We start from the raw sequence: 23,032 nt of genomic DNA on the forward strand, positions 1-23,032 counted from the left end.
CCACAAATATAAAATTAAATGCTAAAAAAATTAGGATTTTTTAAATTTAGCTGCTACCACCAAATCTTTTGAACCTGCAGTATAGGTATAAAAGCCTTCGCCTGTTTTAACACCTTTTTTACCAGCAGCTACCATGTTTACCAATAAAGGACAAGGTGCATATTTAGGATTTCCGAAACCATCGAACAGCACTTTTAATATGGCCAAACAAACGTCCAAGCCAATAAAATCAGCAAGTTGCAAGGGACCCATTGGGTGTGCCATGCCCAGTTTCATTACGGTATCAATTTCGTAAACACCCGCTACACCTTCATAAAGCGTGTAAATGGCTTCATTAATCATCGGCATTAAAATGCGGTTTGCTACAAAGCCGGGATAATCGTTTACTTCAACCGGAACTTTAGCTAAATTTTCAGATAGCTCCATGATCGTTTCGGTTGTTTCATCACTGGTGGCATAACCGCGAATCACCTCTACCAACTTCATCACCGGAACGGGGTTCATAAAGTGCATACCAATTACTTTATCGCCCCGACTAGTTACCGCAGCAATTTGGGTAATGGAAATGGAGGAGGTATTAGAAGCCAGGATAGCTTGCGCAGGTGCGTATTGATCAAGTTCTTTAAAAATATTGAGTTTCAGGTCTACGTTTTCGGTAGCTGCTTCTACTACTAAATCTGCATGCTGAACACCATCCTTTAAACTGGTGAAAGTCTGAATATTTTGAAGCGTTCCGGCTTTCTGATCAGCTGTCAGCGTGCCTTTACTTACCTGCCTGTCGAGGTTTTTGCCAATGGTATCAAGCGCTTTATCTAAGGCTGTTTGGTTAATGTCAATGAGGTTTACCGGGTATCCGAATTGTGCAAAGGTATGGGCAATACCATTTCCCATTGTACCCGATCCTATTACTGCGATTTGTTTCATCATTTTAACAGATTAATGGACGAATTTACTTATTTGTATCTGACTTCTATCATGCCTGCCAGATATATTCACAGAGAAGAATTAGGACATAATTATGCAGTTTATTATTCTTAATTGTTTCGGGATTTGGACGATTTTAATGATTTACTTGAAAATTGACGAATGTTTGATGTGTTGCAGATTGGGTTTTGTTGCTTTGTTGAGATTTGCTGTTTTTAATACTGTTTTGGTGTTTAATTCTTATTGTATTAATAAAATAATTGAAAAATTATGTTAAAAAATGTCATTTAACAATGTTAAAACGACTTATCGATACATAAACATAATTTATCGTTTCTTAAAAGCTTAGTTATTTTCAAACTTCTTTATTAGTGGCTGAATTATTATTCGCTACAATTATTCGTGATGGACCGGATCTCCCTTCAATTTCCGGTAACAATGAAAAAGTAACTAATCATTTAACAGGTTTCAATTGATACAGAGCATACGGTTCTGTTGCGGTACTTGTTGTGGTTAATTCTTCAAAAACACATTATTAACTTATTAAACTAAAATGTAAATGAAAAGAAAACTACTAAAGTTTTTGTTGTTCTTTATTGTTTTGCTGGGGATGAAGGCCTCAGCTCAGGAAAGAACGGTAACAGGAATGGTATCGGCAAAAGAAGACGGATTGCCGCTGCCCGGGGTAAGTGTTAAGGTAAAAGGAGCAAACAACGGGGTAACTACCGGGGCCAATGGCACTTATACCATCAAGGTGCCTTCGGGTGTACACAGTCTGGTGTATACGTTTATTGGCTATAAAACAAGAGAACAAAATGTAAATGCCAGAAATATCGATGTCGTACTCGAATCGGATGTAAACAGTCTGGATGAAGTAGTAGTGGCTGCCGGAGGTATAAAACGGGCCGCACGCGAGCAGGGTTATGCATCTACACGTGTAGATGGCGAATCGCTTACCGCAGGTAAATCGCCTACTATTGCCGGTGGTTTGGCAGGGAAAGTAGCCGGATTGCAGATTAATGCTGTAGGCAGTGGCGTTAATCCGAGCTATCGTTTGGTATTGAGGGGAAACCGCTCTATTACGGGCAATAACCAGGCGCTGATTGTATTGGATGGTGCGGTAGTGCCCAATGCTTTGCTTGGCAATCTAAACCCGGATGATGTAGACGATATTACCGTTTTAAATGGTGCCAGCGGTGCTGCGCTATATGGTTCTGATGCTTCGAACGGAGCCCTTATTATTACCACCAAAAAAGGTAAACAGGGAACGCCAGTAATTAAGCTTTCAAATACAACGGTGCTTGAGCAGGTTAGTTTTTATCCGCTTTTGCAAAACAGCTTTGGTTCAGGTTCTACTTCTGGTGCTCAGGTTTACGATCCGATTGAGAACCAGCAATACGGGCCAGCATTTGATGGTACTTTAAAACCTATCGGGCGCGTGCTCGAAAACGGCACACAACAGTACGCTACCTATTCGGCCACAGATGATAAATATGATTTCTGGGATACTGGTGTTTCTAACCAGACCGACTTTTCCATTTCTGCAGCTGATGAGAAATCATCAACCTATTTGTCTGCACAATATCTTAACGGATCAGGTACTACACCGAAAGATGAATATACCCGTATTGCTTTGAGATACAACGGGTCAAGAAATTTCAGCAAAAATTTCACAGCCAATTACAATGCAAGCTACACCCAGAATAAATATGATATTACCAGTGCAACTTCTACGATTTATAACAATTTATTGAATACGCCTGGTCAGATTCCATTATTGAGCTACAAAGACTGGCAAAATACTTCGGGCTGGGGAAGTCCGGATTATTATTATAACGACTATTATGAAAATCCGTATTGGGCTATCGATAATTACAGACAGAAAACGCAGAATGAGTATTTAACTGGTTTGTTAGAATTAAAGTATAAGGCTACTGATTGGTTAGATTTTACCTACAGGGCAGCTATCAGCAACCGCTACTACAAGAATAAGAACAGCACAACTGGTTTTACTTACACCCAGTACACGCTCGATCATTCGGCAAAAACCAACGAAAGCAGTGGCGTGTCTGATCAGATGTTAAGTACCAGCAACTTCAGTACCGACTTTTTTGCCAATATCAAGAAAGATATCAAAGATTTCTCGATCAATGCATTGGTGGGTACCTCTTTAAAAAGCTACAACTACAAATACCTCAATGCTTCGGGTAGTGGTTTACAGGTTACCGATTTGTATAACTTGGGTAACATTACCGGAACGCCTTCGGCCGATGAATCGAATTACAATACCCGTCAGTACGGCGTGTGGGCCGATGCAACCATTGGTTATAAAAAATATCTGTTTTTACACTTAACGGGCAGAAACGACTGGGTTTCGGTACTGGCACCAGCTAACAGATCATTCTTTTACCCTGCAGCCGATGTGTCATTTATCCCAACTGATGCTTTTGCTTTCTTAAAAAACAGCAAGGTAATCGATTACATGAAAATCAGGGCGGGTATTTCAAAAGTAGGTAACGTTAACGTGGGCAATAGTACCAACGGTGGTGCTTATTCGCTCGAGTCTACATTCGATTCGCAAACCGGTTATGGTTATGGAACTGGTTATACACCTAACAACACCCTGGTTTCGAACAACCTTAAACCCGAAATTACCACAGGTTACGAAGGTGGTGTAGATTTCAGGTTGTTTAAAGGTTTGGTTGAAGGTTCGGTAACTTATTACAATACCAGTTCTACCGGACAAGCTATTGTGGCCGGCGTACCTATTACGACCGGTTACAGCTATTATTTGCTTAACACCGGCGAATTAACCAACGAAGGTTTGGAAACAGCATTACATTTTACGCCAATCAGAAAAGGCGACTGGAAGCTAACCCTTGGCGGCAATTATACCTACAATAACAATAAATTGGTGTCATTATCTAACGATTTAACCCGCATTGGCGTAAGCAACAGTTCAACCATTTTTGGTCAGGTGGGCCAGATTTATCCGGTAATTATCGGTTCCGATTATATCCGCGATCCGGAAGGCAGGGTAGTGGTTGACAAAAATACAGGTTATCCTGTTGGTAAAACTGAAGGTAACATTTTAGGAAACACCATTCCGAAGAATAGATTGGGACTTGATTTTCAGTTAAGCTATAAAGGATTGACATTCTCAGGTCTCTTCGAATACCGCTCAAACTACGTCCAGTATAGCTCAGCAGGTTCTACTTACGATTTTTCAGGCTCTTCTGCCCGTAGCGCTTATTACAATAGAGAGAAATTTGTATTCCCTAATTCTTCTTATTACGACAGTACAACAGGCACCTATGTAGCCAACAATAGCATTACTGTTTCTGATGGCGGTGCAGGTTTCTGGACTAGCAGCAGTTTGTATTCGAGCGTAACCAACAACTATGTGTATTCGGGAAATTACTGGAAACTGCGTGAACTGGCACTATCTTATAAACTGCCATCGTCGGTATTGCGGAATATAAAGTTTATCAAATCGGCTACAATTAGTGCACAAGGCAGAAATTTATTTATCTGGATGCCAAAATCGAACGAATACGCTGATCCTGATTACAGCAATAACGGTGCAGACAGCAATGCAGTAGGGATTACTTCACTTTCGCAAACCCCTCCAACCAGATATTATGGAGGTACTATATCATTAACTTTCTAATGACAAGAATTATGAAAAGACTTTTAAATTTATCGATCACCCTGATTACTGTTTTTGCGCTGCAAAGCTGTAAGAAAAGCTATCTGGATATCAACGAAAATACCAACGCTGCAACATCATCATCTCCAAACCTGGTTTTGCCGGCAGTATTGAACAACACAGCTTCAAATTTTATTACTTATTTCAATTACGGTGCATGGATGGCAGGCTATCAGGCCAACGCCGGTGGTTATTCGTTTACCGGATCAACCTTTTTTACCTATAACTGGAATTCGGGCACCAACAACGGCTTGTTTAACTCGGCATTTACCGATTTGAGGAGCTATCAGTACATCATCACCTCTACTACAGGCGTAAATAAATATGTGCTGTATAATGCAGTAGCACGGATTATGAAATCGTATTACTACCAGATTTTGGTAGATGAGTACGGCAATGTACCCTATACCGAAGGTTTGGCTGGTGTAGATAACCTGACCCCGCATTACGATGATGCAGCCACGGTTTATAAAGCGCTGGTTACCGAAATAGATGCAGCCATTAAAGACCTGCAAACTTACGGTTCAAGTTCGGTGGTGAGCGCATTAGGAAGTGCCGATATTGTGTTTAAAGGCGACGCCACTAAATGGATCAAGTTTGCCAACAATATTAAACTGCGCATTTTAACCCGTGCACAGGCTGGTACGCTGGCTGCTTATGCAACAAGTGCATTCGGTACTTTTTCTGCTGAAGGATTTTTAACTGAAGATGTGACCATTAACCCTGGTTATGTGAGTACAAGTGCGCGTCAAAATCCTTTGTGGAATACTTATCACTCTTCTTATACTGGTAGTAATGGTGCTTATGCCGCACAACAGATTCCTACCCGCTGGATTTTTTCTTTCTACAACGGTACCAAACTGTCTGACGCTACGCGTGGTGCGCTTATCTACAAAAACTATGTGGCAGGCACTACACCAATTAACCAGTTGGGTAACGAAACCAATGTGAGTTCATGGATTTCGGGTTATCCGGCCTGGTACATCGGCGTTGGAACTGCGCTAAATGCACCAGAAACCCAGGGAATTATTAAAAGCAGGGTAATGGGACAGTTAATTATGCCTGCTGCAGAAACTTATTTCCTATTGGCCGAAGCTGCCTTAAATGGTCACATGCTATCAGGCGATGCTGCTACCAATTTCGATAATGGCATTAAAGCATCTTACAATTACCTTCAAAAAACGGGTGCCAGCACTACTTCGGCTACTGCTGCTGTTTTAGATGCTTACTTAACGGCTTACAAAACCGCAAATGCAGGCAACTATCTCGTGAATTATAGCGCCGCAGCTACTGCCGCACAACGTTTGGAAGCCATTATTACACAAAAATACATTGCATTAAATTTTGTTGATGGTTACGAGGCCTGGCAAGAGTACAAAAGGACAGGCTATCCGGCAATCTCAGGTACAGGAGCGACCACAACTTTTGTATCGCTGCAATCGTCGGCAACATCGGCCGATAAACTTCCGGTTAGAAACCTTTACCCAACTACCGAGTATAACCTTAACCCCAATGTACCAACAGGGCTAAGCGCTTACACTTCAAAGATTTTTTGGGATGTTAACTAATTGATTTTTTAAACAGAAAGAAATGAAAAATTATAAAAAAATTAGCCTTGCATTGCTGGTATTCGCTGCAGGTCTTACATCTTGTACCAAACAAGATGGCATTTATACCGAAAACGGCTCCGTTGGGATTATTGAACTGGCCGATTTGCCTTCGAGAACGAGCTCTACGGCCTATGCTGTAGCCACCAAATCTTTTGATGCTGCAACTTCCATTGACTTTCCAGTAACGATAAACTATACAGGTGTAGATGGAGCACCTGAAGATGTAAACCTGGTTTTAGCTTTCGACGATGCGGCCGTGGCCACCATGAGTAGCAGCTATACCGTGTTACCTACTTCATTGTACACTGTACCCAGCTACAATGTAACAATCCCGAAAGGATCAAAAACGGCAACTTTTCACCTTACATTGAATACAGCTGCTTTCGATTTCACCAAAACCTACGCGTTAGGCATTAAAATCAAATCTGCTTCTTCCGGAACCATTAGCAGTAATTATGGAACAGGGGTGTTTTTAATTGTGGCCAAAAACAAGTATGATGGCGTATATACCGTAACCGCTTCGAGCGCGATGGTTGATAACACTTCGGCTACTTTGGTAGGCTATTATCCCATGACTCAGGAATTGAGGACTACCGGAGCTACATCTGTAGTAGAATATGATGGCTATCTGTATGCCAACAATTATTATCACCCGATTAAAAGCGGTACATCTACTTCTGCTTACGGAAACTTTGCTCCGATATTTACAATGGATGCCGATGGCAATGTAACTTCGGTAACCAATTATTACGGACAGGGAACCAACTCATCTGTGCGGGCGGCAAGGTTAAATCCGGCAGGGGTAAACAAGTTTACTGTTTCGGGTAATACCAAAGTTTTAGAAGTAAGTTACATCATGACACAGTCTGGTGCCGACAGGACATTCTTCTATGAAAAATGGACTTACACTAAAGCAAGATAACAGTTTGTGTAGTCATTAAAAAGGGGGAGATTCAAAGGGAAACTCCCCTTTTTATCTTAAATTTTAATCTATTTAATATTATTTAAAATACTGATTAACAAAAATATATAGTTAAAAAATGTTAAACGAAATATTGAATTTTTGAGGCCGTTTTTTTGTCGATACAAAGCAATTACTCATCGGTACTTGCTTTACAGAGCGTATCATTTTCAGGATATTTGAGTCATCAAGAAAAACAAAAAAGCTTTTTAATTGCTTATAAAAAGAAAAGAAAATTATCGTCCGATCTTAGAAAAGTAAAGGCGTTTCAATAAAGGTACTTCCTAGTAAATTTAGGTTAGTTAATGATTAGTTAAAATAGAGATCGTGCTGGATAGCCGATCTCTATTTGTTTAAAGTAACCTGCTTTCAGCTAAAGCTTTCTACCTAAGGAGCCAATCTGCTTTTCACCCAGCTGCCCTTAATCCACTCGAAATTGATCCTGTCGTGCAACCTGCTGCTGCGTCCTTGCCAAAACTCTATACGTGTAGGTTTTACCACATAGCCGCCCCAGTGTGCAGGTTTAACAATCGTTTTATCCTGGTTTTTAGCTTTAAAATCGACAACTTTTTGTTCTAAAAAAGCCCTGTCGGGTATCACCTGACTTTGCGGCGAAGCAATTGCACCAATCTGGCTTTCTTCAGGCCGGGTATTAAAATAAGCCTCTGAGGTTTCTTTATCCAGTTTTTCAACCGAACCTTCAATTCTTACCTGTCGCTCCAGTTCGGGCCAGTGAAATACCAGGCACGCATAAGGATTTCTCTTTAGCTCTTTTCCTTTGGCACTCAGGTAATTAGTGTAAAACCTGAAGCCCTGCTCATCAGCACCTTTTAGCAGCACGATACGTGCGTCAGGTCGGCCAGATTTATCGGCTGTAGCCAGCGTCATAACATTGGGCTCGTATATTTTAGCTTCAACAGCGTGTTCAAACCATTTTTTAAACTGTACAATCGGATCGTTGTCTACGTCTGATTCGTCTAGTGAAGCGCTTTTGTAATCTTGGCGCAGGTTTTGTAGAAATTCATTTGTAACTTGCATAAAACAAAAATAGGCATCTTTTATGGTGCTACAAATGATTATCGTCATGCTTAACAACATTAAACCGAAAACTGGCCGCTTGCTGATCTCAGAACCCTTTATGGCCGATCCGAATTTTAAAAGATCAGTTGTACTGTTAACCGAGCATGGCGAAGAGGGGACGGTTGGCTATATCCTTAATCAGGTAGGAAACTTAATTTTAAATGATGTAATACAGGATTTGTGGCAGGCCGATAACCACATTTATTTCGGCGGTCCGGTAGCTGCCGATACCTTGCATTTTATACACCGTTGTTACGATAAACTGCAAAGTGGCGAGCCTATTGGCGATGGCTTATACTGGGGCGGTAATTTCGAAACACTTAAAATCCTGATGAATACCAATACCATAAGTGCTGATGAAATTAAGTTTTTTATGGGTTACTCGGGTTGGGGTGTAGGGCAATTAGATCGCGAGATTGAGGAAAACGCTTGGATGGTAAGCAATATCCCTAATGTTGATCTGATTTTTGGTAACGATGATGAAAAGCTCTGGCGCGATGTAATTGTGCACTTAGGGCCAAAATTTGCGCATGTTAGTAATTTTCCAATTGACCCTAATTTAAATTAATTCGCACCTACGTGATGAGCAATGTATATTAATCCATATTTATAATGGAAAAATATAATGCATTTTCAAAATGATTTTCTTTTAATAGAGGTTCAATTTTTTTAAATGATTCTCTATGCTGCTGCGTATAGATTAGATATACCGGAAAAACTTTTTCACCGATTTCAATAATAAGGGGTACTTGTACCTGCATTTCTCCAACTAAGTCATAATACTGCATTAGTTCCTGCTTAATTTTGATGCTATTGGTGTCACAAGCTTGTTCAATATAGGCCATGATTAGTGGTAGATCTACGGCTAAATTTCCTGTTGTGGTGCTTTCAAAACGTTCAATTCCCAATTGTTCAATATTGGTATAGGCAAATTTAGTATTAAGATAGTTTTCAGTTTCGTACTTGAAATAAGCTCCGGTACTAATGTCCTGAGCTACTTTTTTGCCAGCGATAATTCCTTTCATAATCACAAAAGGTGCAATGGCAATAAAAGTTAAAAAACCGATAATCACTGCAATGATACTGCTATAAATCGCCCTTCTGCTGATGCAGGCTTTGTAAAAAAGACTCCAATAATCGTCTAATGATCCGGTTTCGAAACAATAATCAACGATTTTAGACAGATTGGTTAAATTGATAACTAGATTATAGAGGATAAAGAATCCACAAAAGAGAAAAATTAGGAGCGCCATAAAGATTATAGATTTTTAATTTTAGAGAGTATCTGCAGATTCTTCTACTTTTCGCCTTAGTTCATCTTTATAAGCCTGCATTTTTACAGTTAAAGATTCATCAGCAGTAGCTAAAATCTGAGCGGCCAGTAAACCTGCATTTTTAGCCGCATTTAAAGCAACTGTAGCCACCGGAATACCATTTGGCATTTGTAGGATTGATAAAATACTATCCCAACCATCAATAGAGTTCGATGATTTTACCGGTACACCAATAACGGGTAGCGTTGTGATCGAAGCCACCATGCCAGGTAAGTGTGCAGCACCGCCAGCACCGGCAATAATTACTTTTAAGCCTCTGCCTTGTGCTTCCTTGGCATAATTGAACATGCGTTCAGGCGTTCTGTGCGCCGAAACCACTGTAATTTCGTAACTGATTCCAAATTCTTTTAGTATATCAGCAGCATCCTGCATAACCGGTAAGTCCGATTTGCTACCCATTATTATGCCGACACTGAAGTTTGGTGAATTTGTATTGCTCATGATATATTTTTTAAATTTTATGGTAAAGGTTATGCAATTACGCGTAATGTTTTTTGTACAAACCGTGCTTTTTCAATGGCTTTGTCCCTGTCAATATCAACAATGGTTGCATGCCCCATTTTACGGAAAGGCTTGGTGTATTTCTTACCATACAAGTGCACATAAACACCATCAATGGCTAATATTTTTTCTAAATTTTCATATTTCGCTACACCTTCATAGCCTTTTTCGCCCAACAGGTTAATCATAATTGCATTAGTTATGCTGCTGGTATCGCCTAATGGAAGGTTGTAAATGGCACGTAAGTGTTGTTCAAATTGCGAAACATAATTGCCCTCAATAGTTTGGTGACCACTGTTGTGTGGGCGTGGAGCCACTTCGTTTACCAATAACTCGCCATCTTTGCAAACGAACATTTCTACTGCTAAAATGCCGGTAATGTTCATAGCTGAAGCAATATTTTTGGCAATGTTTTCGGCTTTTTGCTGTAAACTTTCACCAAAAGTTGAAGGAGAAATCAAAAATTCAACCAAGTTGGCTTCCGGATTAAATTCCATTTCTACCATCGGAAATGTTTTCATGTCGCCGTTGGCATTACGAGCCACAATTACAGCCACTTCTTTTTCAAAATCAACCAATTTTTCGATAATACAAGGCGCATCAAAGGCTTTATCCAAATCGGCGGCACTGTTTATTTTCATTACGCCTTTTCCGTCGTAACCGTCTTTTCTCAGCTTTAAGATATATGGAAACTGAAACTGGCTGTTTTCCATATCTTCTTTCGTATTCACAATCTGAAACGGTGAAGTAGGAATATCGTTCTCCTTAAAAAACTGTTTTTGTACGCCTTTATCTTGTATTAAACGGATTACGCGCGACTGCGGGAAAACCTTTTTACCTTCTTTTTCCAGTTGCTCCAGTGCATCTATATTTACCTTTTCAATTTCGATGGTAATGATGTCTGCTTTTTTGCCGAAATTATAAACCGTATCAAAATCGGTAATCGAGCCGTTTTCGAAGTAATTTGCGATGTGTTTACAGGGCGCATCTGGATCAGGATCTAAAACCAATGAAGTAACATTGTAATTGATGGCTTGCTGGATGAGCATCCGGCCCAATTGTCCACCACCTAAAATACCTAATTTTAATTCGCTTATCTGTTTTGCCATGAGGGGTTGAAAATTATGCTAATTTTGCACAAAAGTAACAATATTTAGATTTATTGATGGATGCAGATGCGATAATTATTGGGGCGGGTGCCTGTGGATTGATGTGTGCAGTGCAGGCGGGCTATCTTGGCAAGCGGGTAATTGTACTCGAAAAAAATGAAAAACCAGGAGCCAAAATCTTAATTTCTGGTGGCGGTCGTTGTAATTATACCAACCAATTCGCATCAGCTGAGCAGTTTATATCTGCCAATCCGCATTTCGTAAAATCGGCCTTTACCCAATGGACGGTTGAAGATACCATTAGTTTTTTTGAAACATACGGCATTGAAGGAAAGGAAAAAACTTTAGGTCAGCTATTCCCTGATGATAAAAATGCAAAAGATGTGGTGGAAGTTTTTACTTCAATATGTCAGGATTTTGGTCAGGAAATTAGGTGTAATGCTGCGGTAAACGATATTGAAATACTGGATGATTGTTTTAAAGTGAGTTACGAAAAGAACGGAAAAACAATAGTTATAACAGCCGAAAAACTGGTTATAGCAAGTGGAGGACTACCCATTCCTAAAATGGGGGCTACTGATTTTGCCCTGCGTTTTGCACGTAAAAACGGACTTAAAATAATAGAAACTGCGCCTGCTTTGGTACCGCTAACCATTACCGGTAAAGACGAAGAATGGTTTGCACAACTTTCTGGCAATTCAGTTTTCTGCGAAGTGAGTAATGAAGAAATCGCTTTTGAAGAAAATATTCTTTTTACGCACTGGGGCTTAAGTGGTCCGGCTATTTTGCAAATTTCTTCTTTCTGGAGACGGGGAGAAACAATCCGCATCAATTTGTTGCCCAACCATGATATCGTTGAGTTGTTAGATGATGAACGTAAAACAAATGGAAAAACCTTATTATCTACCTTTTTGCATCGTTTTTACACCAGGAAATTTACCGATGCATTGGGCAAGTTTTTACCTTTAAACAAACCTGTTGCAGCTTTAACCAAAGCAGAACTCGATTTAATTGAGCAAACCATCCATTATTTTAAGGTGAAACCTGCAGGCGATAAAGGCTACGATAAAGCCGAAGTAATGCGCGGTGGGATTGATACCAGTGAAATTTCTTCTAAAACCCTCGAATGTAAAAAAATCCCAAACCTGTTTTTCGGCGGCGAATGTATGGATGTTACCGGTTGGCTGGGTGGCTATAATTTTCAGTGGGCCTGGGCAAGTGGCTTTGTGATTGCGCAGAATTTGTAATTCAAACCTACAAATAAACATTCGGCATAATCTCCCATGCCCATGGCTTTTTAAAGGTTTTAAAAGTTCTCAGCTGATTAAAAAATAAAACTTCGCTGGTTTTGCGGTTGGCGATATCGCGCCGATGCAAATTGCCTACAGTGGTAAATAACTGGCGGCTGCTGAAATCGTAAATCCTTTCGGTCATATCCCCGGTATTCTGGTTAAAATAAAGGTTGATGGCACTGGTTAAAAACCAATCTTTGTTTTGGAACTTAAAGGTATAGCCCAGTTCCCAGCGCCATTCGCTACCGCCCTTAAACCTTAAAAACAGTTGCTGATCTTTAATCGCCATTTGTTGCAGCGGATCGCCCACTTTGCCACCTTCTTCCGATCGAAGAATGAAGTCGTTGTTTTGCGCAGACAAATGATACTCGTCATTGGCTTTGTCTCTAAAGTAGATAGCTAAAATGCGGGGTTTCTGGGTTTCTTTGATGATATCCGAATGGTTATCGCCGTAGGTTCGTGTTTCATCAATGATCTGGTTAGATTCGAAAATCAATGCAAGATCATCTGCAGCATCGTTATTTAAATCACCGCTTACACTTTCAATTAGTGTCCAGTTTTGTGGCGTAAGCTGTGCAACAGCATTTCCATGTGCTTTAACTTTCGGGAAAAGAAAGTTTTTTTGAGCAAATGTAGTTTGAACAAAGAGCAGCGAAAGGAGTAAGGACAAAAATCTCATTTAGCAAAAGGCGTTGATGTAGTTATGAAACGCTTGAATTGGGCTTTTAGTTTATTCACGGATTTAATTGCGTTTGAAATGCTACGTGATGGTTTTAATCTGCGATTATTATTTAAATCTGCGGGAGAATATTAACTATACGTTTTCCCACTGATTACGCAGAAAAGAAACGCAGATTCGGCAGATTTCAATTTACTTTTTGAAAATGTAATGGTTGATATGATTTAAATTTGCAGGAAATAATTAGGTTAATGCAGAAAAGAAATCACATGATAATTAGTCTTTAACTAAGCACAGCGTAACGATTGTAGGAATTAGCCTAATTAAACTGCTAAAAATCCCTTACTTTTGCATTTTAATCCTTTCTCTTTTGAAAACAGAACTTTTTGTTGTTACGCCACCTTTTACCCAACTGAATACTCCTTATCCAGCCACAGCGTATATCAAAGGATTTCTGAATACCAAAAACATTACTTCAACACAGGCTGATTTAGGTATCGAAGTTATTTTGAAGCTATTTTCGAAAAAAGGATTGCAGGATTTATTCAGTCATGCAGCGCAGGGTAGAAGTGTGGATGGTGGGAAGGCAATAAGTGATAACGCCAGGCGTATTCATGCCTTGCAGGATGAGTATTTAAAAACAATTGATGCGGTAATAGCTTTTTTGCAGGGGAAAAACCCAACCCTGGCATTACAAATCTGCAGCGACGATTTTCTCCCACAGGCTTCGCGTTTTTCGCAACTGGAAGAACTCGACTGGGCTTTTGGCGCCATGGGTACACAGGATAAAGCCAAGCACCTGGCTACGCTTTATCTTGAAGACATATCTGACTATATCGTAGAATGTATCGATGATAACTTTGGTTTTAGCCGTTACGCTGAGCGTTTGGGCAGGAGTGCCAATTCTTTCGACGAATTATATGAAGCTTTAGCCCAGACACCAACCTATATCGATCAGATCCTGATTTCGGTATTAAAAGAGAAGATTGAAGCTGTTGACCCAAAGCTATTCCTGATTTCGGTGCCTTTTCCCGGCAATTTGTACAGTGCTTTCCGCTGTGCCCAATGGGTTAAAGCCAATCATCCCGAAGTTAAGATTTCAATGGGTGGTGGTTTCCCCAATACTGAGCTGAGATCGTTGTCAGATGTACGCGTGTTCGAATTCTTCGATTTTATCACTTTAGATGATGGCGAACTGCCTATCGAACTGCTGTATCATAATATTACCCATCCCACCCCTGCAGCAGCTCACTTTTACAAAAGAACATTTCTGCTCGAAGATGGAAAGGTGGTTTACCGCAACGATGCTTTCAGAAATGACTACAAGCAGGCCGATGTAGGCACACCAGATTACAGTGATCTGCTACTTGACCGCTATATTTCAGTAATTGAAATCGTAAACCCGATGCACCGCATGTGGAGCGATGGCCGATGGAACAAACTAACCATGGCGCATGGCTGCTATTGGGGAAAATGTACTTTTTGCGATATTTCTTTAGATTATATTAAGGTTTACGAACCTGTTGCGGCTAAACTGATTGTAGACCGGATAGAGGATCTTTACAAGAAAACAGGTCAGAATGGTTTCCATTTTGTAGATGAGGCAGCTCCGCCAGCTTTAATGCGCGAGGTAGCCCTCGAAATTATCAGGAGAAAACTTGCGGTAACCTGGTGGACGAATATCCGTTTCGAAAAAAGCTTTACCCGCGATTTATGCCTGCTGTTGAAAGCTTCAGGCTGTATTGCAGTTTCGGGTGGACTCGAAGTAGCATCAGATCGTTTATTAAAACTCATTGACAAAGGTGTAACTGTAGAGCAGGTGGCAAGGGTAACCCGGAACTTTACCGAGGCAGGCATTATGGTACACGCTTATTTAATGTATGGTTATCCTACACAAACAGTACAGGAAACGGTTGATAGCCTGGAGATGGTGCGCCAGCTTTTTGAGGCAGGTGTGTTGCAATCGGGTTTCTGGCACCAGTTTGCGATGACAGCGCATAGCCCTGTAGGGATGTATCCTGAGAAATTTGGGGTAGTAAAGGAAACGGAAACAATCGGTACTTTTGCCAATAACGACATTAATTATATCGATAAAACAGGCATCGACCACAATAAATTCAGTTTCGGCTTAAAGAAATCGTTGTTCAACTTTATGCATGGTATCTGTTTCGATTACGAGCTGCAGGATTGGTTCGATTTTAAGATTCCGAGAACTAAAATACCAGCTGATTTTATTGAAAGGGCCTTAAACGATGATCAAAATTTTAACACCAAGCCTACGGCTAAAGTGGTGTGGATAGGCGGCAAGCCGGAGGTAGATTATTTTACCAAATCGAAAAAGGGGAATACCTGGGAGCTGGCCTCGCTAACTTTTCATGATAAAAAGGAAACCTTTACTGTACAGGCCAATAAAAATGAAGGCGAATGGCTGGCTAATATTTTAACCAAAATCGCTATCTCAAACGAGGGCGTAAGCACTTTTCAGGATATTAAAGCCGATTTTGAGCGTGAAAGGGAAAACTTCGAATTGTTCTGGTATTCGAAACCCATAAATACATTGCGGGAATACGGTTTATTGGTTTTGTAAGTCGTTTGTTTAGTACTTGCTCACGCTCGTTTTTAACGCCTGAGAAAGTAGCCGGGCGATTTAATCGACTAATCTAAAGTATTTGTCTATTGTTGGTGTCCTCACCGACCAATGCGCCATCTTCATTTAGGGCAGCATTTAATGAAATGAAGAATTTAATTAAATACTTTTTTAGTATTTGCTGATATAATTTATATCGTCCTACATATCAAGAAGATCTATTTAATAACCCGCACAATCCAAAAACGAGTGCAAGCACTACGTCTTCATTTTAAAATGCGTTAAGAAATAAATGATGCAGATAACAATGATAGAATTTAAAATCAACAACAGCCACGAAATAACCGATTTACGGTCTTTCATTAAAGCGATAAAAGAACTGGCATAAGCCATAACCATTAAGGCCAGAAACAGGTTTATTGTCGAAATTCCCAATAAACTATAGCCATTGTAGGTAAATACCAGGCATCCTAAAACCAGAAAGGTTGTTGAGGCAATATTGTAAACTTTATTGGGTTTCATAGGTGGGAGCTAATTTACCATGTAAGACTTATATGCGCAGATCTTCTGTCGGCCTAAATGCCTTACATGGTGTTTATATATTAATCGCAATGCGGAACGGTGAAAGTCCAGGTTTCTGAATCTCCGGTTGGGATGATAAAGCCGTTTCCTCTTGTGTTTTCGAACCACAGTTTACCTCTTAGTTTCTCTCTGGTACCTACTTCGTTCATGGTTGCACTATCATACAGGCGACCGTTAATCATCACATATTTAATTTTCTCCGAATTGCGGATATCATCAAGTGGGTTGGCATCCATAATAACCATATCGGCAAGTTTACCTACTTCTAATGATCCGATTTCCTTATCCATTCCTAAATAATGCGCGCCATTTAAGGTAGCGGCTTTAATGGCCTGTAAAGGTGTGAATCCGCCTTGTACCAGCATCCAAAGTTCCCAATGTGCACCAAGGCCCTGAATTTGACCATGTGCACCTAAATTAACTTTGGTACCACCATCTGCAATTTGCTTAGTCGCTTTTGCAATATCGATGTGGTTGTAATCACTGTATTCTGATGTAGTCCGGCGACGGGCTCTTGCATCAATAATCGAACGTGGTGTGTAGGTCATTAACTTTTCGTTTTCCCAAACATTGGTTCTGTCGTACCAGTAATTTTCACCCCACTGACCACCATAAGCCACAATTAAAGTAGGAGTGTAGCCTACTTCGGTATTGTTCCATAATGTAGTTACATCTTTATAAACCGGTAAAACTGGGATACTGTGTTCAATTCCGGTGTGACCATCGGCAACCATATTCATATTGGTAAAGAAAGTAGAACCACCCTCGGGTACAACCTCCATTTTTAATTGCCGGGCTGCTTCTAAAATCTGCTGGCGTTGCTCGCGACGAGGTTGATTGTACGATTTTACTGAGAAAGCACCTACAGCCTTTAACCTGCGTAAATTGGCCATAGCATCATCCAGGCTATTAATTACGACTTTAAAATCGCCGTCAGCACCATACAAAATAGAACCTGTTGAATATACTCTTGGCCCAACCATACGGCCAGCTTTAATCATTTCGCTCTGGCTAAAAACCATTTCTGTATTGCTCGAAGGATCGTGCGAAGTGGTAACACCAAATGCAAGGTTGGCCATGTAGCTCCAGTCGTTTTGCGGGGTAACCCCATCTGGGCTGGTACGTAAATGCGCATGCACATCAATAATACCCGGCATAATTGTTTTGCCGTTTACATCAATAACTTTAGCGTTGGCTGGGATGGTTACGGCATCAACTTTGCCAATGGCGGTTATTTTATTACCATCGGTCAGGATCGTTCCGTTTTCAATTACTTCTTCACCTTTCATCGAAATGATACGGGCGCCTTTTAAAGCTACAATTCCGGTTGGTATATCCGATTTAAGCACCAGATTAATATCGATTGATGTAGCCTGGGTTTTTGGTGTATTGCCATCAAAGTTGAAAGCGTTGTTTACATCAATGCTGTAATATTGAGGGCCTAATGTCCAGTGCAGGGTTTTACTATCGGCGCTCCACTGAATATAGGTACCACCATCGGTAGTAACTTTGGTTACCGGAATGGCTTTATTTCCTGCTGAAGCATCCTGAGCAGTACCAATATTAATCATCGGTGTGATGTACACGTTAAACAACTCGTTAAAAGCTACCCATTTGTTATCAGGGCTGATCACGAATTGGTTTGCATATTGCGAAGTGAAATGCGTACGTTCATTGGCACCGTTTAAATCAATACTTTTTAACGCTTTTTTACCATCGGCATAACTCTGGAAATAAATCCGGGTATCGGTGTTGTTAAACTGTGGACGGATGCCATTTTCTGATACTAAAGTTTTGGCACCTCCATTGGCAGCCATCATAAAAATACCGGTTCCGCGGCCATAATTATAGCCTAAAACATCGTTGCCGCTTCCTTTTCTGAAAACAATTTTATCGCCCTTGGTTGAATATTGAGGTGAATAATAAAAGCCTTTTTCATCACTTAAAGTAATGGTTTTGCCCGATTTATAGTCTGTTCTTTTAATGGCACCGCGCAATTCATCGCTCCAGGTGGTGTACACTACATATTTACCATCAGGACTAAAAGCAGGTTCGAATTCAAAATCCAAACCATTGGTTAATCGTTCAGGAGTTCCGGCCGGTAATTCCTGTTTGTACAAATACCCTGCAGCATTAAAAACAATAGTTTTTCCATCTGGCGAAGTAGTAAGCTGCCTCAACATTTTAGCTGAAAACTCATTGCTGAAAACCTGTTGTTCAAAGTGTAAAGCTTTTTGAACCGTTTGAATGGTATTGGCCTGAAAAGGAATGGTACTGTTAATCAATGTGCCGATTTCAGTTTTCCTGATTTTGCCTTTTGCATAATAGATCAGGCTTTTGCTATCTGGTGTCCACGCAAAGTTGGGATAAACCCCAAAAATAGCCCAGGTTTCCTGCTGATCGTGCGATAATTCTTCGCTTACCGGCCATTCTTCGCCGGTTTTAAGATTTTGTACATATAAAGTAGATTTTAACCTTACCCGTTTAACAAAAGCAATCAGGTTACCATCGGGCGATGCCTGTGGCCTGCATGCGCCACCTTGTTCGTTAATTAAGGTGTTTAGTTTACCTGTGGTTAAATCCAGCTGACGGATGGCATAAATCGTTCCGTTAGGATCTTTGCTGTATTCGAAATTTGGGCCAGGACTTACATCTTCACTAAAGTAAACATATTTCCCATCGGGCGAAACATTCGGCTCGCCTGCATCTTGTTGATCGTTTTTCCTTTTGGTTAACTGTACTCCATCGCCACCATTAATGCTGTACATCCACATTTCGCCTGCACCCAACGAACGGCCTGCTGTAAAGTGTTTACGGGCTACAATATATTCACTGTTTGGTGTCCAGGTGGCATTGTTCAATAACCTGAAGCTTTCTTTTGTGATCTGTTTCTTACCAGATCCATCACGGTTCATGATCCAGATATTATCGCCACCGCTTTTATCGCTGGTATACGAAATGTATTTTCCATTCGGACTAAAACGAGGCTGAACATCCCAGGCAATACCACCACTAATCAGTTTGGCTACACCACCTGTAACAGGCATTACGTAAATATCGCCCAATAAATCGAAAACAATTTCCTGTCCGTCTACACTTACGTCGAGATTCATCCAGGTGCCTTCGTCGGTATTTAAAGTAAAGTTCTTGGTTATTCCCTGGTATTTTTCAATGTCCCATTTTTTTTCCTGGGCATTCGAACTTAAAAACATTAGGGAGAGGGCAGAGAGAAAATAAAGGTGCTTCATCAAATTTTTGATTAATTGTGCCGCAATTTAGTCAATATCAATAGCTTTTTTATAGTTTTGGTATCGCCGATTTATGACAGCAATAGACATTTTACAAAAATATTGGGGATACCAGGCTTTCAGGCCGCTGCAGGAAGATATTATTGCTTCGGTTTTAGAAGGGAAAGATAGCCTGGCGCTTTTGCCAACAGGAGGCGGAAAATCGATCTGTTTTCAGGTACCGGCACTGGTAAAAGAAGGGATCTGTATAGTGGTTTCACCATTAATTGCCCTGATGAAAGATCAGGTAGAAAACCTGAAAGCCAAAGGAATCGAAGCCATTGCCATTTATGCAGGTATGGGCAAACGCGAAATCGATATTTTGCTGGATAACTGTATTTACGGTAAGATTAAGTTCCTCTATTTATCACCCGAAAGATTGCTTTCTGACTTGGTTCGTGTAAGGATTTCTTACATGAATGTGAACCTGATTGCTGTCGATGAGGCTCATTGTATTTCGCAATGGGGTTATGATTTCAGGCCACCTTACCAGCAACTGGCTAAACTCCGCGAAATCCACCCGAATGTTCCGGTACTGGCATTAACGGCTACAGCTACGGCTTTTGTTCGTGAAGATATTGTGGCTAAACTCGAGATGAAAGATCCGCAGGTTTTTATTAAAAGCTTTGCCCGCGAGAATTTAAGCTATGTGGTTTTTGGTAACGAAGATAAATACAAAAAACTGATTGATATTTGCAGCAATGTAAAAGGCACAGGCCTGGTTTACGTACGCAACCGCAGGGAAACTGCCGAAGTAGCTAATTTTTTAAACCGTAATCAAATCAAGGCCGATTATTACCATGCCGGTCTGGAAAGGGATATCCGCTTTCAGAAACAGGAAGACTGGAAACAAAACAAAACCCGTATCATGGTGGCTACCAACGCATTTGGTATGGGGATAGATAAAGCGGATGTGCGTACTGTGGTGCATTTAGACCTACCCGAAAGTTTAGAAGCCTATTACCAGGAAGCTGGCCGGGCTGGTCGTGATGAAAAAAGGAGTTATGCAGTGTTGCTGGCCAATCAATCTGACGTGATGAGTCTAGAATCACGGTATCTGGATAGCTTTCCAACTCCTGATGAAATTAGAAAAATATATCATTACATGGGCAATTACTTTCAGCTGGCTTTTGGAGCAGGAGAGGGACTTACCTTTTCTTTTGATTTAGTTGATTTTTGCAAACGTTTTAATATTAGTGTTTTAAAAACAATTTCGGGCTTAAAATTTCTGGAGCATGATGGTTACCTCACGCTTTCCGAAAGTGTGTTTTTGCCTTCTCGCATCATGTTTATTGCCAGTCATGAAGATATTTACCGTTTCCAGATCGAAAATAGAGCTTACGATGGCGTTATTAAGACCATATTGCGTTCGCATGGAGGGGCTTTTGATGGTTTTGTGAAAATAAATGAGGCAGATCTGGCCAAACGAACCGGCTTATCTTATCGCGATGTTATTGCTTTATTAAACAAACTGCAGGCGCTTGAACTGCTTAGCTATATACCACAAACAGATCAGCCACAATTGCAATATATCCGTGCTCGGGTAGATATGGATCATTTCGATCTGGATGTAAAATACCTGAGGCTAAGGAAAGAAATTTTGCACAAACAAATCAACGCCGTAGTTCAATATGCATCTTCTAACATTTGCAGGAGTATACAGCTGCTTGAATATTTTGATGAACAAAATGCTGCTAAATGTGGTGTATGTGATGTTTGCCTGGCCGAAAAAAAGGCAGAGAACCAAAGTCAACTGTTTGATGAAATAGAATTTGAAATCATTTCGCTGCTGCAACAAGAGCCCCTGGCGCTCGATGATTTGGTAATGAACATCAAAAATGGCGCTGAAAATGAACGCATCGAAATTATCCGTGAATTATTAGATGCGGGCAAGATAAAAACTGATGGGAAGAAGTATTATCTTTAGCGGGTTAAAAATGGTTAACTGTTTAAATTGTGGGAATTGGTTATTGTATAGCCTATCTCATTTAACAATTTGGCAAAATTACAATTAACCCGTTAACCGACTAAACAGTTAACCTCCTTAAAACTAAATGATAGAAAAAAACAATAAGAAAACCATCCGCTCATGGGCTTTCTTCGATTGGGCAAACTCTGCCTATAACTTGGTTATTACCTCAACTATTTTCCCGGCTTATTACACCATTATTACCACTACTAAAGAACATGGTGATAAGGTAACCTTCCTTGGCCGCGCTTATGTTAATACTTCGCTATCTAACTACGCACTGTCTTTCGCTTATCTGATTATGGCGCTGGCTTTACCTATTTTATCATCAATTGCCGATAGAAGGGGAAATAAGAAGTCATTTATGAAATTCTTTACCTATATGGGTGGTTTAGCTTGTATTGGCCTGTATTTCTTTAAACTCGATACTCTCGAAATGAGTATCATCCTGTTTGCTTTAGCAGCCATGGGTTATATTGGCGGGGTTTTATTCAGTAATTCTTACCTGCCCGAAATTGCTTCAGAGGAGCATCAGGACCGAGTAAGCGCGCAAGGCTTTTCTTATGGTTACATAGGTTCAGTTGTTTTGCAGTTAATCTGCTTTTTGTTTGTGCTAAAACCCGAATGGTTTGGCATTACCGATGCTTCTTTTCCGCCACGCTTATCATTTTTACTGGTTGGTGTATGGTGGATAGCCTTTTCGCAGATTCCTTTTTCAGTATTGCCCAACGGAACACCGCAAACCGATAAGGTTAAAACCAATATCATTAAGGATGGATTTAGTGAATTAACCAAAGTATGGGGACAGTTGAAACAGATTAAAAAATTGAAAGGATTTTTAATCTCATTCTTCTTCTATTCTATGGGTGTGCAAACCATCATGCTCGCTGCTGCAGGTTTTGCCGAAAAAACATTGAAACTTGGCACAGCTAAACTAATTGCCGTAATCCTGATTATTCAGCTGGTAGCTATTCCGGGCGCAATGTTGATGTCATACCTGGCCAAAAAAATCGGTAACGTAAATGTGTTGATAATGGTTGTATTGGTTTGGATTGGTTGCTGCGTGTACGGTTATTACATCACGAATCAGTACCAGTTTTATTCACTTTCGGCTATTGTGGGTTTAATTATGGGAGGAATTCAGTCATTATCGCGTTCTACCTATTCTAAATATTTACCTGTTGACACGCAGGATACGACCTCATTCTTTAGTTTTTATGATGTTACCGAGAAACTGGCTATTGTAATTGGCTTATTTAGTTTTGCTTACATAGAAGAAATCACTGGAAATATCCGTTATTCTATTATTGCTCTGGCGTCGTTTTTCATTATTGGTTTAGTCCTTTTATTTGTTTTGAAAAAAATCGAACGCAAAGAAGCACCAAAATTGTAAGTTTGTAGGCTAAAG

The 23,032-nt window shown here is 40.3% G+C and carries 16 protein-coding genes; 8 read left to right on the plus strand and 8 right to left on the minus strand.

Annotation, left to right across the window (positions count from 1 at the left end; genetic code table 11):
• Positions 1 to 30: 30 nt before the first annotated feature.
• Positions 31 to 924, minus strand: a complete 894-nt coding sequence (locus G7074_RS22375) for a 3-hydroxyacyl-CoA dehydrogenase family protein (protein ID WP_166212626.1) — start codon at positions 922 to 924, stop codon at positions 31 to 33.
• 559 nt (positions 925 to 1,483) lie between these two features.
• On the opposite strand from G7074_RS22375, the gene G7074_RS22380 reads away from it, so the two are divergent.
• Genes G7074_RS22380 through G7074_RS22390 form a run of 3 tightly spaced genes read left to right on the plus strand, consistent with a single transcriptional unit; the run spans position 1,484 to position 7,165 of the window.
• Positions 1,484 to 4,594 (plus strand): SusC/RagA family TonB-linked outer membrane protein, encoded by a 3,111-nt coding sequence (locus tag G7074_RS22380; protein ID WP_124560321.1) that lies wholly within the window; start codon positions 1,484 to 1,486, stop codon positions 4,592 to 4,594.
• An 11-nt stretch (positions 4,595 to 4,605) separates the two neighbouring features.
• A complete protein-coding gene (locus tag G7074_RS22385; protein ID WP_233603889.1) occupies positions 4,606 to 6,201 on the plus strand; it encodes a SusD/RagB family nutrient-binding outer membrane lipoprotein in 1,596 nt (531 codons plus the stop codon).
• Between the two features lie 22 nt (positions 6,202 to 6,223).
• Complete coding sequence (locus G7074_RS22390) at positions 6,224 to 7,165, plus strand: DUF1735 domain-containing protein (protein WP_124560319.1); 942 nt, start codon at positions 6,224 to 6,226, stop codon at positions 7,163 to 7,165.
• A 426-nt stretch (positions 7,166 to 7,591) separates the two neighbouring features.
• On the opposite strand, the gene pdxH is transcribed toward G7074_RS22390, so the two are convergent.
• Positions 7,592 to 8,242, minus strand: a complete 651-nt coding sequence (pdxH, locus tag G7074_RS22395; protein WP_124560318.1) for a pyridoxamine 5'-phosphate oxidase — start codon at positions 8,240 to 8,242, stop codon at positions 7,592 to 7,594.
• 46 nt (positions 8,243 to 8,288) lie between these two features.
• Between pdxH and G7074_RS22400 the strand changes: the two genes are divergently transcribed.
• The gene (locus G7074_RS22400) at positions 8,289 to 8,852 is read left to right on the plus strand and encodes a YqgE/AlgH family protein (protein WP_124560317.1); all 564 of its coding nucleotides are present in this window, start codon (positions 8,289 to 8,291) and stop codon (positions 8,850 to 8,852) included.
• Between the two features lie 28 nt (positions 8,853 to 8,880).
• On the opposite strand, the gene G7074_RS22405 is transcribed toward G7074_RS22400, so the two are convergent.
• The 3 genes from G7074_RS22405 to G7074_RS22415 all read right to left on the minus strand — a co-directional run bounded on the left by G7074_RS22405 (position 8,881) and on the right by G7074_RS22415 (position 11,228).
• A complete protein-coding gene (locus G7074_RS22405; RefSeq protein ID WP_166211458.1) occupies positions 8,881 to 9,357 on the minus strand; it encodes a hypothetical protein in 477 nt (158 codons plus the stop codon).
• A gap of 201 nt (positions 9,358 to 9,558) precedes the next feature.
• Positions 9,559 to 10,059 carry a 5-(carboxyamino)imidazole ribonucleotide mutase gene (purE, locus tag G7074_RS22410; protein WP_124560315.1) on the minus strand — a complete coding sequence of 167 codons (501 nt, stop codon included), beginning with the start codon at positions 10,057 to 10,059 and terminating at the stop codon, positions 9,559 to 9,561.
• A gap of 29 nt (positions 10,060 to 10,088) precedes the next feature.
• The gene (locus G7074_RS22415; protein ID WP_124560314.1) at positions 10,089 to 11,228 is read right to left on the minus strand and encodes a 5-(carboxyamino)imidazole ribonucleotide synthase; all 1,140 of its coding nucleotides are present in this window, start codon (positions 11,226 to 11,228) and stop codon (positions 10,089 to 10,091) included.
• A gap of 56 nt (positions 11,229 to 11,284) precedes the next feature.
• On the opposite strand from G7074_RS22415, the gene G7074_RS22420 reads away from it, so the two are divergent.
• Entirely contained in the window at positions 11,285 to 12,475 is a 1,191-nt protein-coding gene (locus tag G7074_RS22420; RefSeq protein ID WP_124560313.1) for an NAD(P)/FAD-dependent oxidoreductase, read from the plus strand.
• Between the two features lie 7 nt (positions 12,476 to 12,482).
• Here G7074_RS22420 and G7074_RS22425 read toward each other — a convergent pair whose 3' ends face one another.
• Entirely contained in the window at positions 12,483 to 13,199 is a 717-nt protein-coding gene (locus G7074_RS22425) for a hypothetical protein (protein ID WP_158674050.1), read from the minus strand.
• A 370-nt stretch (positions 13,200 to 13,569) separates the two neighbouring features.
• On the opposite strand from G7074_RS22425, the gene G7074_RS22430 reads away from it, so the two are divergent.
• Positions 13,570 to 15,786 (plus strand): radical SAM protein, encoded by a 2,217-nt coding sequence (locus tag G7074_RS22430; RefSeq protein ID WP_166211461.1) that lies wholly within the window; start codon positions 13,570 to 13,572, stop codon positions 15,784 to 15,786.
• Between the two features lie 258 nt (positions 15,787 to 16,044).
• Here G7074_RS22430 and G7074_RS22435 read toward each other — a convergent pair whose 3' ends face one another.
• Positions 16,045 to 16,308, minus strand: coding sequence for a hypothetical protein (locus G7074_RS22435; protein WP_124560310.1), 264 nt, complete (start codon positions 16,306 to 16,308; stop codon positions 16,045 to 16,047).
• 80 nt (positions 16,309 to 16,388) lie between these two features.
• Positions 16,389 to 19,616, minus strand: coding sequence for an amidohydrolase family protein (locus G7074_RS22440; RefSeq protein WP_166211465.1), 3,228 nt, complete (start codon positions 19,614 to 19,616; stop codon positions 16,389 to 16,391).
• A 73-nt stretch (positions 19,617 to 19,689) separates the two neighbouring features.
• Here G7074_RS22440 and G7074_RS22445 point away from each other — a divergent pair, with 73 nt between their 5' ends.
• Positions 19,690 to 21,582: an ATP-dependent DNA helicase RecQ gene (locus G7074_RS22445; RefSeq protein WP_166211468.1), complete on the plus strand. Its 1,893-nt coding sequence runs from the start codon at positions 19,690 to 19,692 to the stop codon at positions 21,580 to 21,582.
• A gap of 127 nt (positions 21,583 to 21,709) precedes the next feature.
• Positions 21,710 to 23,017, plus strand: a complete 1,308-nt coding sequence (locus G7074_RS22450) for an MFS transporter (protein ID WP_124560308.1) — start codon at positions 21,710 to 21,712, stop codon at positions 23,015 to 23,017.
• Positions 23,018 to 23,032 lie beyond the last annotated feature (15 nt).

It is taken from the genome of Pedobacter sp. HDW13, assembly GCF_011303555.1.
In the GTDB taxonomy this organism is placed as follows: domain Bacteria; phylum Bacteroidota; class Bacteroidia; order Sphingobacteriales; family Sphingobacteriaceae; genus Pedobacter.

Excerpts from the sequence above, each read along its gene's own strand:
- G7074_RS22420 (WP_124560313.1), top strand. The coding sequence starts at position 11,285 with ATGGATGCAGATGCGATAATTATTGGGGCGGGTGCCTGTGGATTGATG.
- G7074_RS22375 (WP_166212626.1), bottom strand. The coding sequence starts at position 924 with ATGAAACAAATCGCAGTAATAGGATCGGGTACAATGGGAAATGGTATT.
- G7074_RS22435 (WP_124560310.1), bottom strand. The coding sequence starts at position 16,308 with ATGAAACCCAATAAAGTTTACAATATTGCCTCAACAACCTTTCTGGTT.
- purE (WP_124560315.1), bottom strand. The coding sequence starts at position 10,059 with ATGAGCAATACAAATTCACCAAACTTCAGTGTCGGCATAATAATGGGT.
- G7074_RS22445 (WP_166211468.1), top strand. The coding sequence starts at position 19,690 with ATGACAGCAATAGACATTTTACAAAAATATTGGGGATACCAGGCTTTC.
- G7074_RS22385 (WP_233603889.1), top strand. The coding sequence starts at position 4,606 with ATGAAAAGACTTTTAAATTTATCGATCACCCTGATTACTGTTTTTGCG.
- G7074_RS22400 (WP_124560317.1), top strand. The coding sequence starts at position 8,289 with ATGCTTAACAACATTAAACCGAAAACTGGCCGCTTGCTGATCTCAGAA.
- G7074_RS22440 (WP_166211465.1), bottom strand. The coding sequence starts at position 19,616 with ATGAAGCACCTTTATTTTCTCTCTGCCCTCTCCCTAATGTTTTTAAGT.
- G7074_RS22380 (WP_124560321.1), top strand. The coding sequence starts at position 1,484 with ATGAAAAGAAAACTACTAAAGTTTTTGTTGTTCTTTATTGTTTTGCTG.
- pdxH (WP_124560318.1), bottom strand. The coding sequence starts at position 8,242 with ATGCAAGTTACAAATGAATTTCTACAAAACCTGCGCCAAGATTACAAA.
- G7074_RS22425 (WP_158674050.1), bottom strand. The coding sequence starts at position 13,199 with ATGAGATTTTTGTCCTTACTCCTTTCGCTGCTCTTTGTTCAAACTACA.
- G7074_RS22415 (WP_124560314.1), bottom strand. The coding sequence starts at position 11,228 with ATGGCAAAACAGATAAGCGAATTAAAATTAGGTATTTTAGGTGGTGGA.
- G7074_RS22390 (WP_124560319.1), top strand. The coding sequence starts at position 6,224 with ATGAAAAATTATAAAAAAATTAGCCTTGCATTGCTGGTATTCGCTGCA.
- G7074_RS22450 (WP_124560308.1), top strand. The coding sequence starts at position 21,710 with ATGATAGAAAAAAACAATAAGAAAACCATCCGCTCATGGGCTTTCTTC.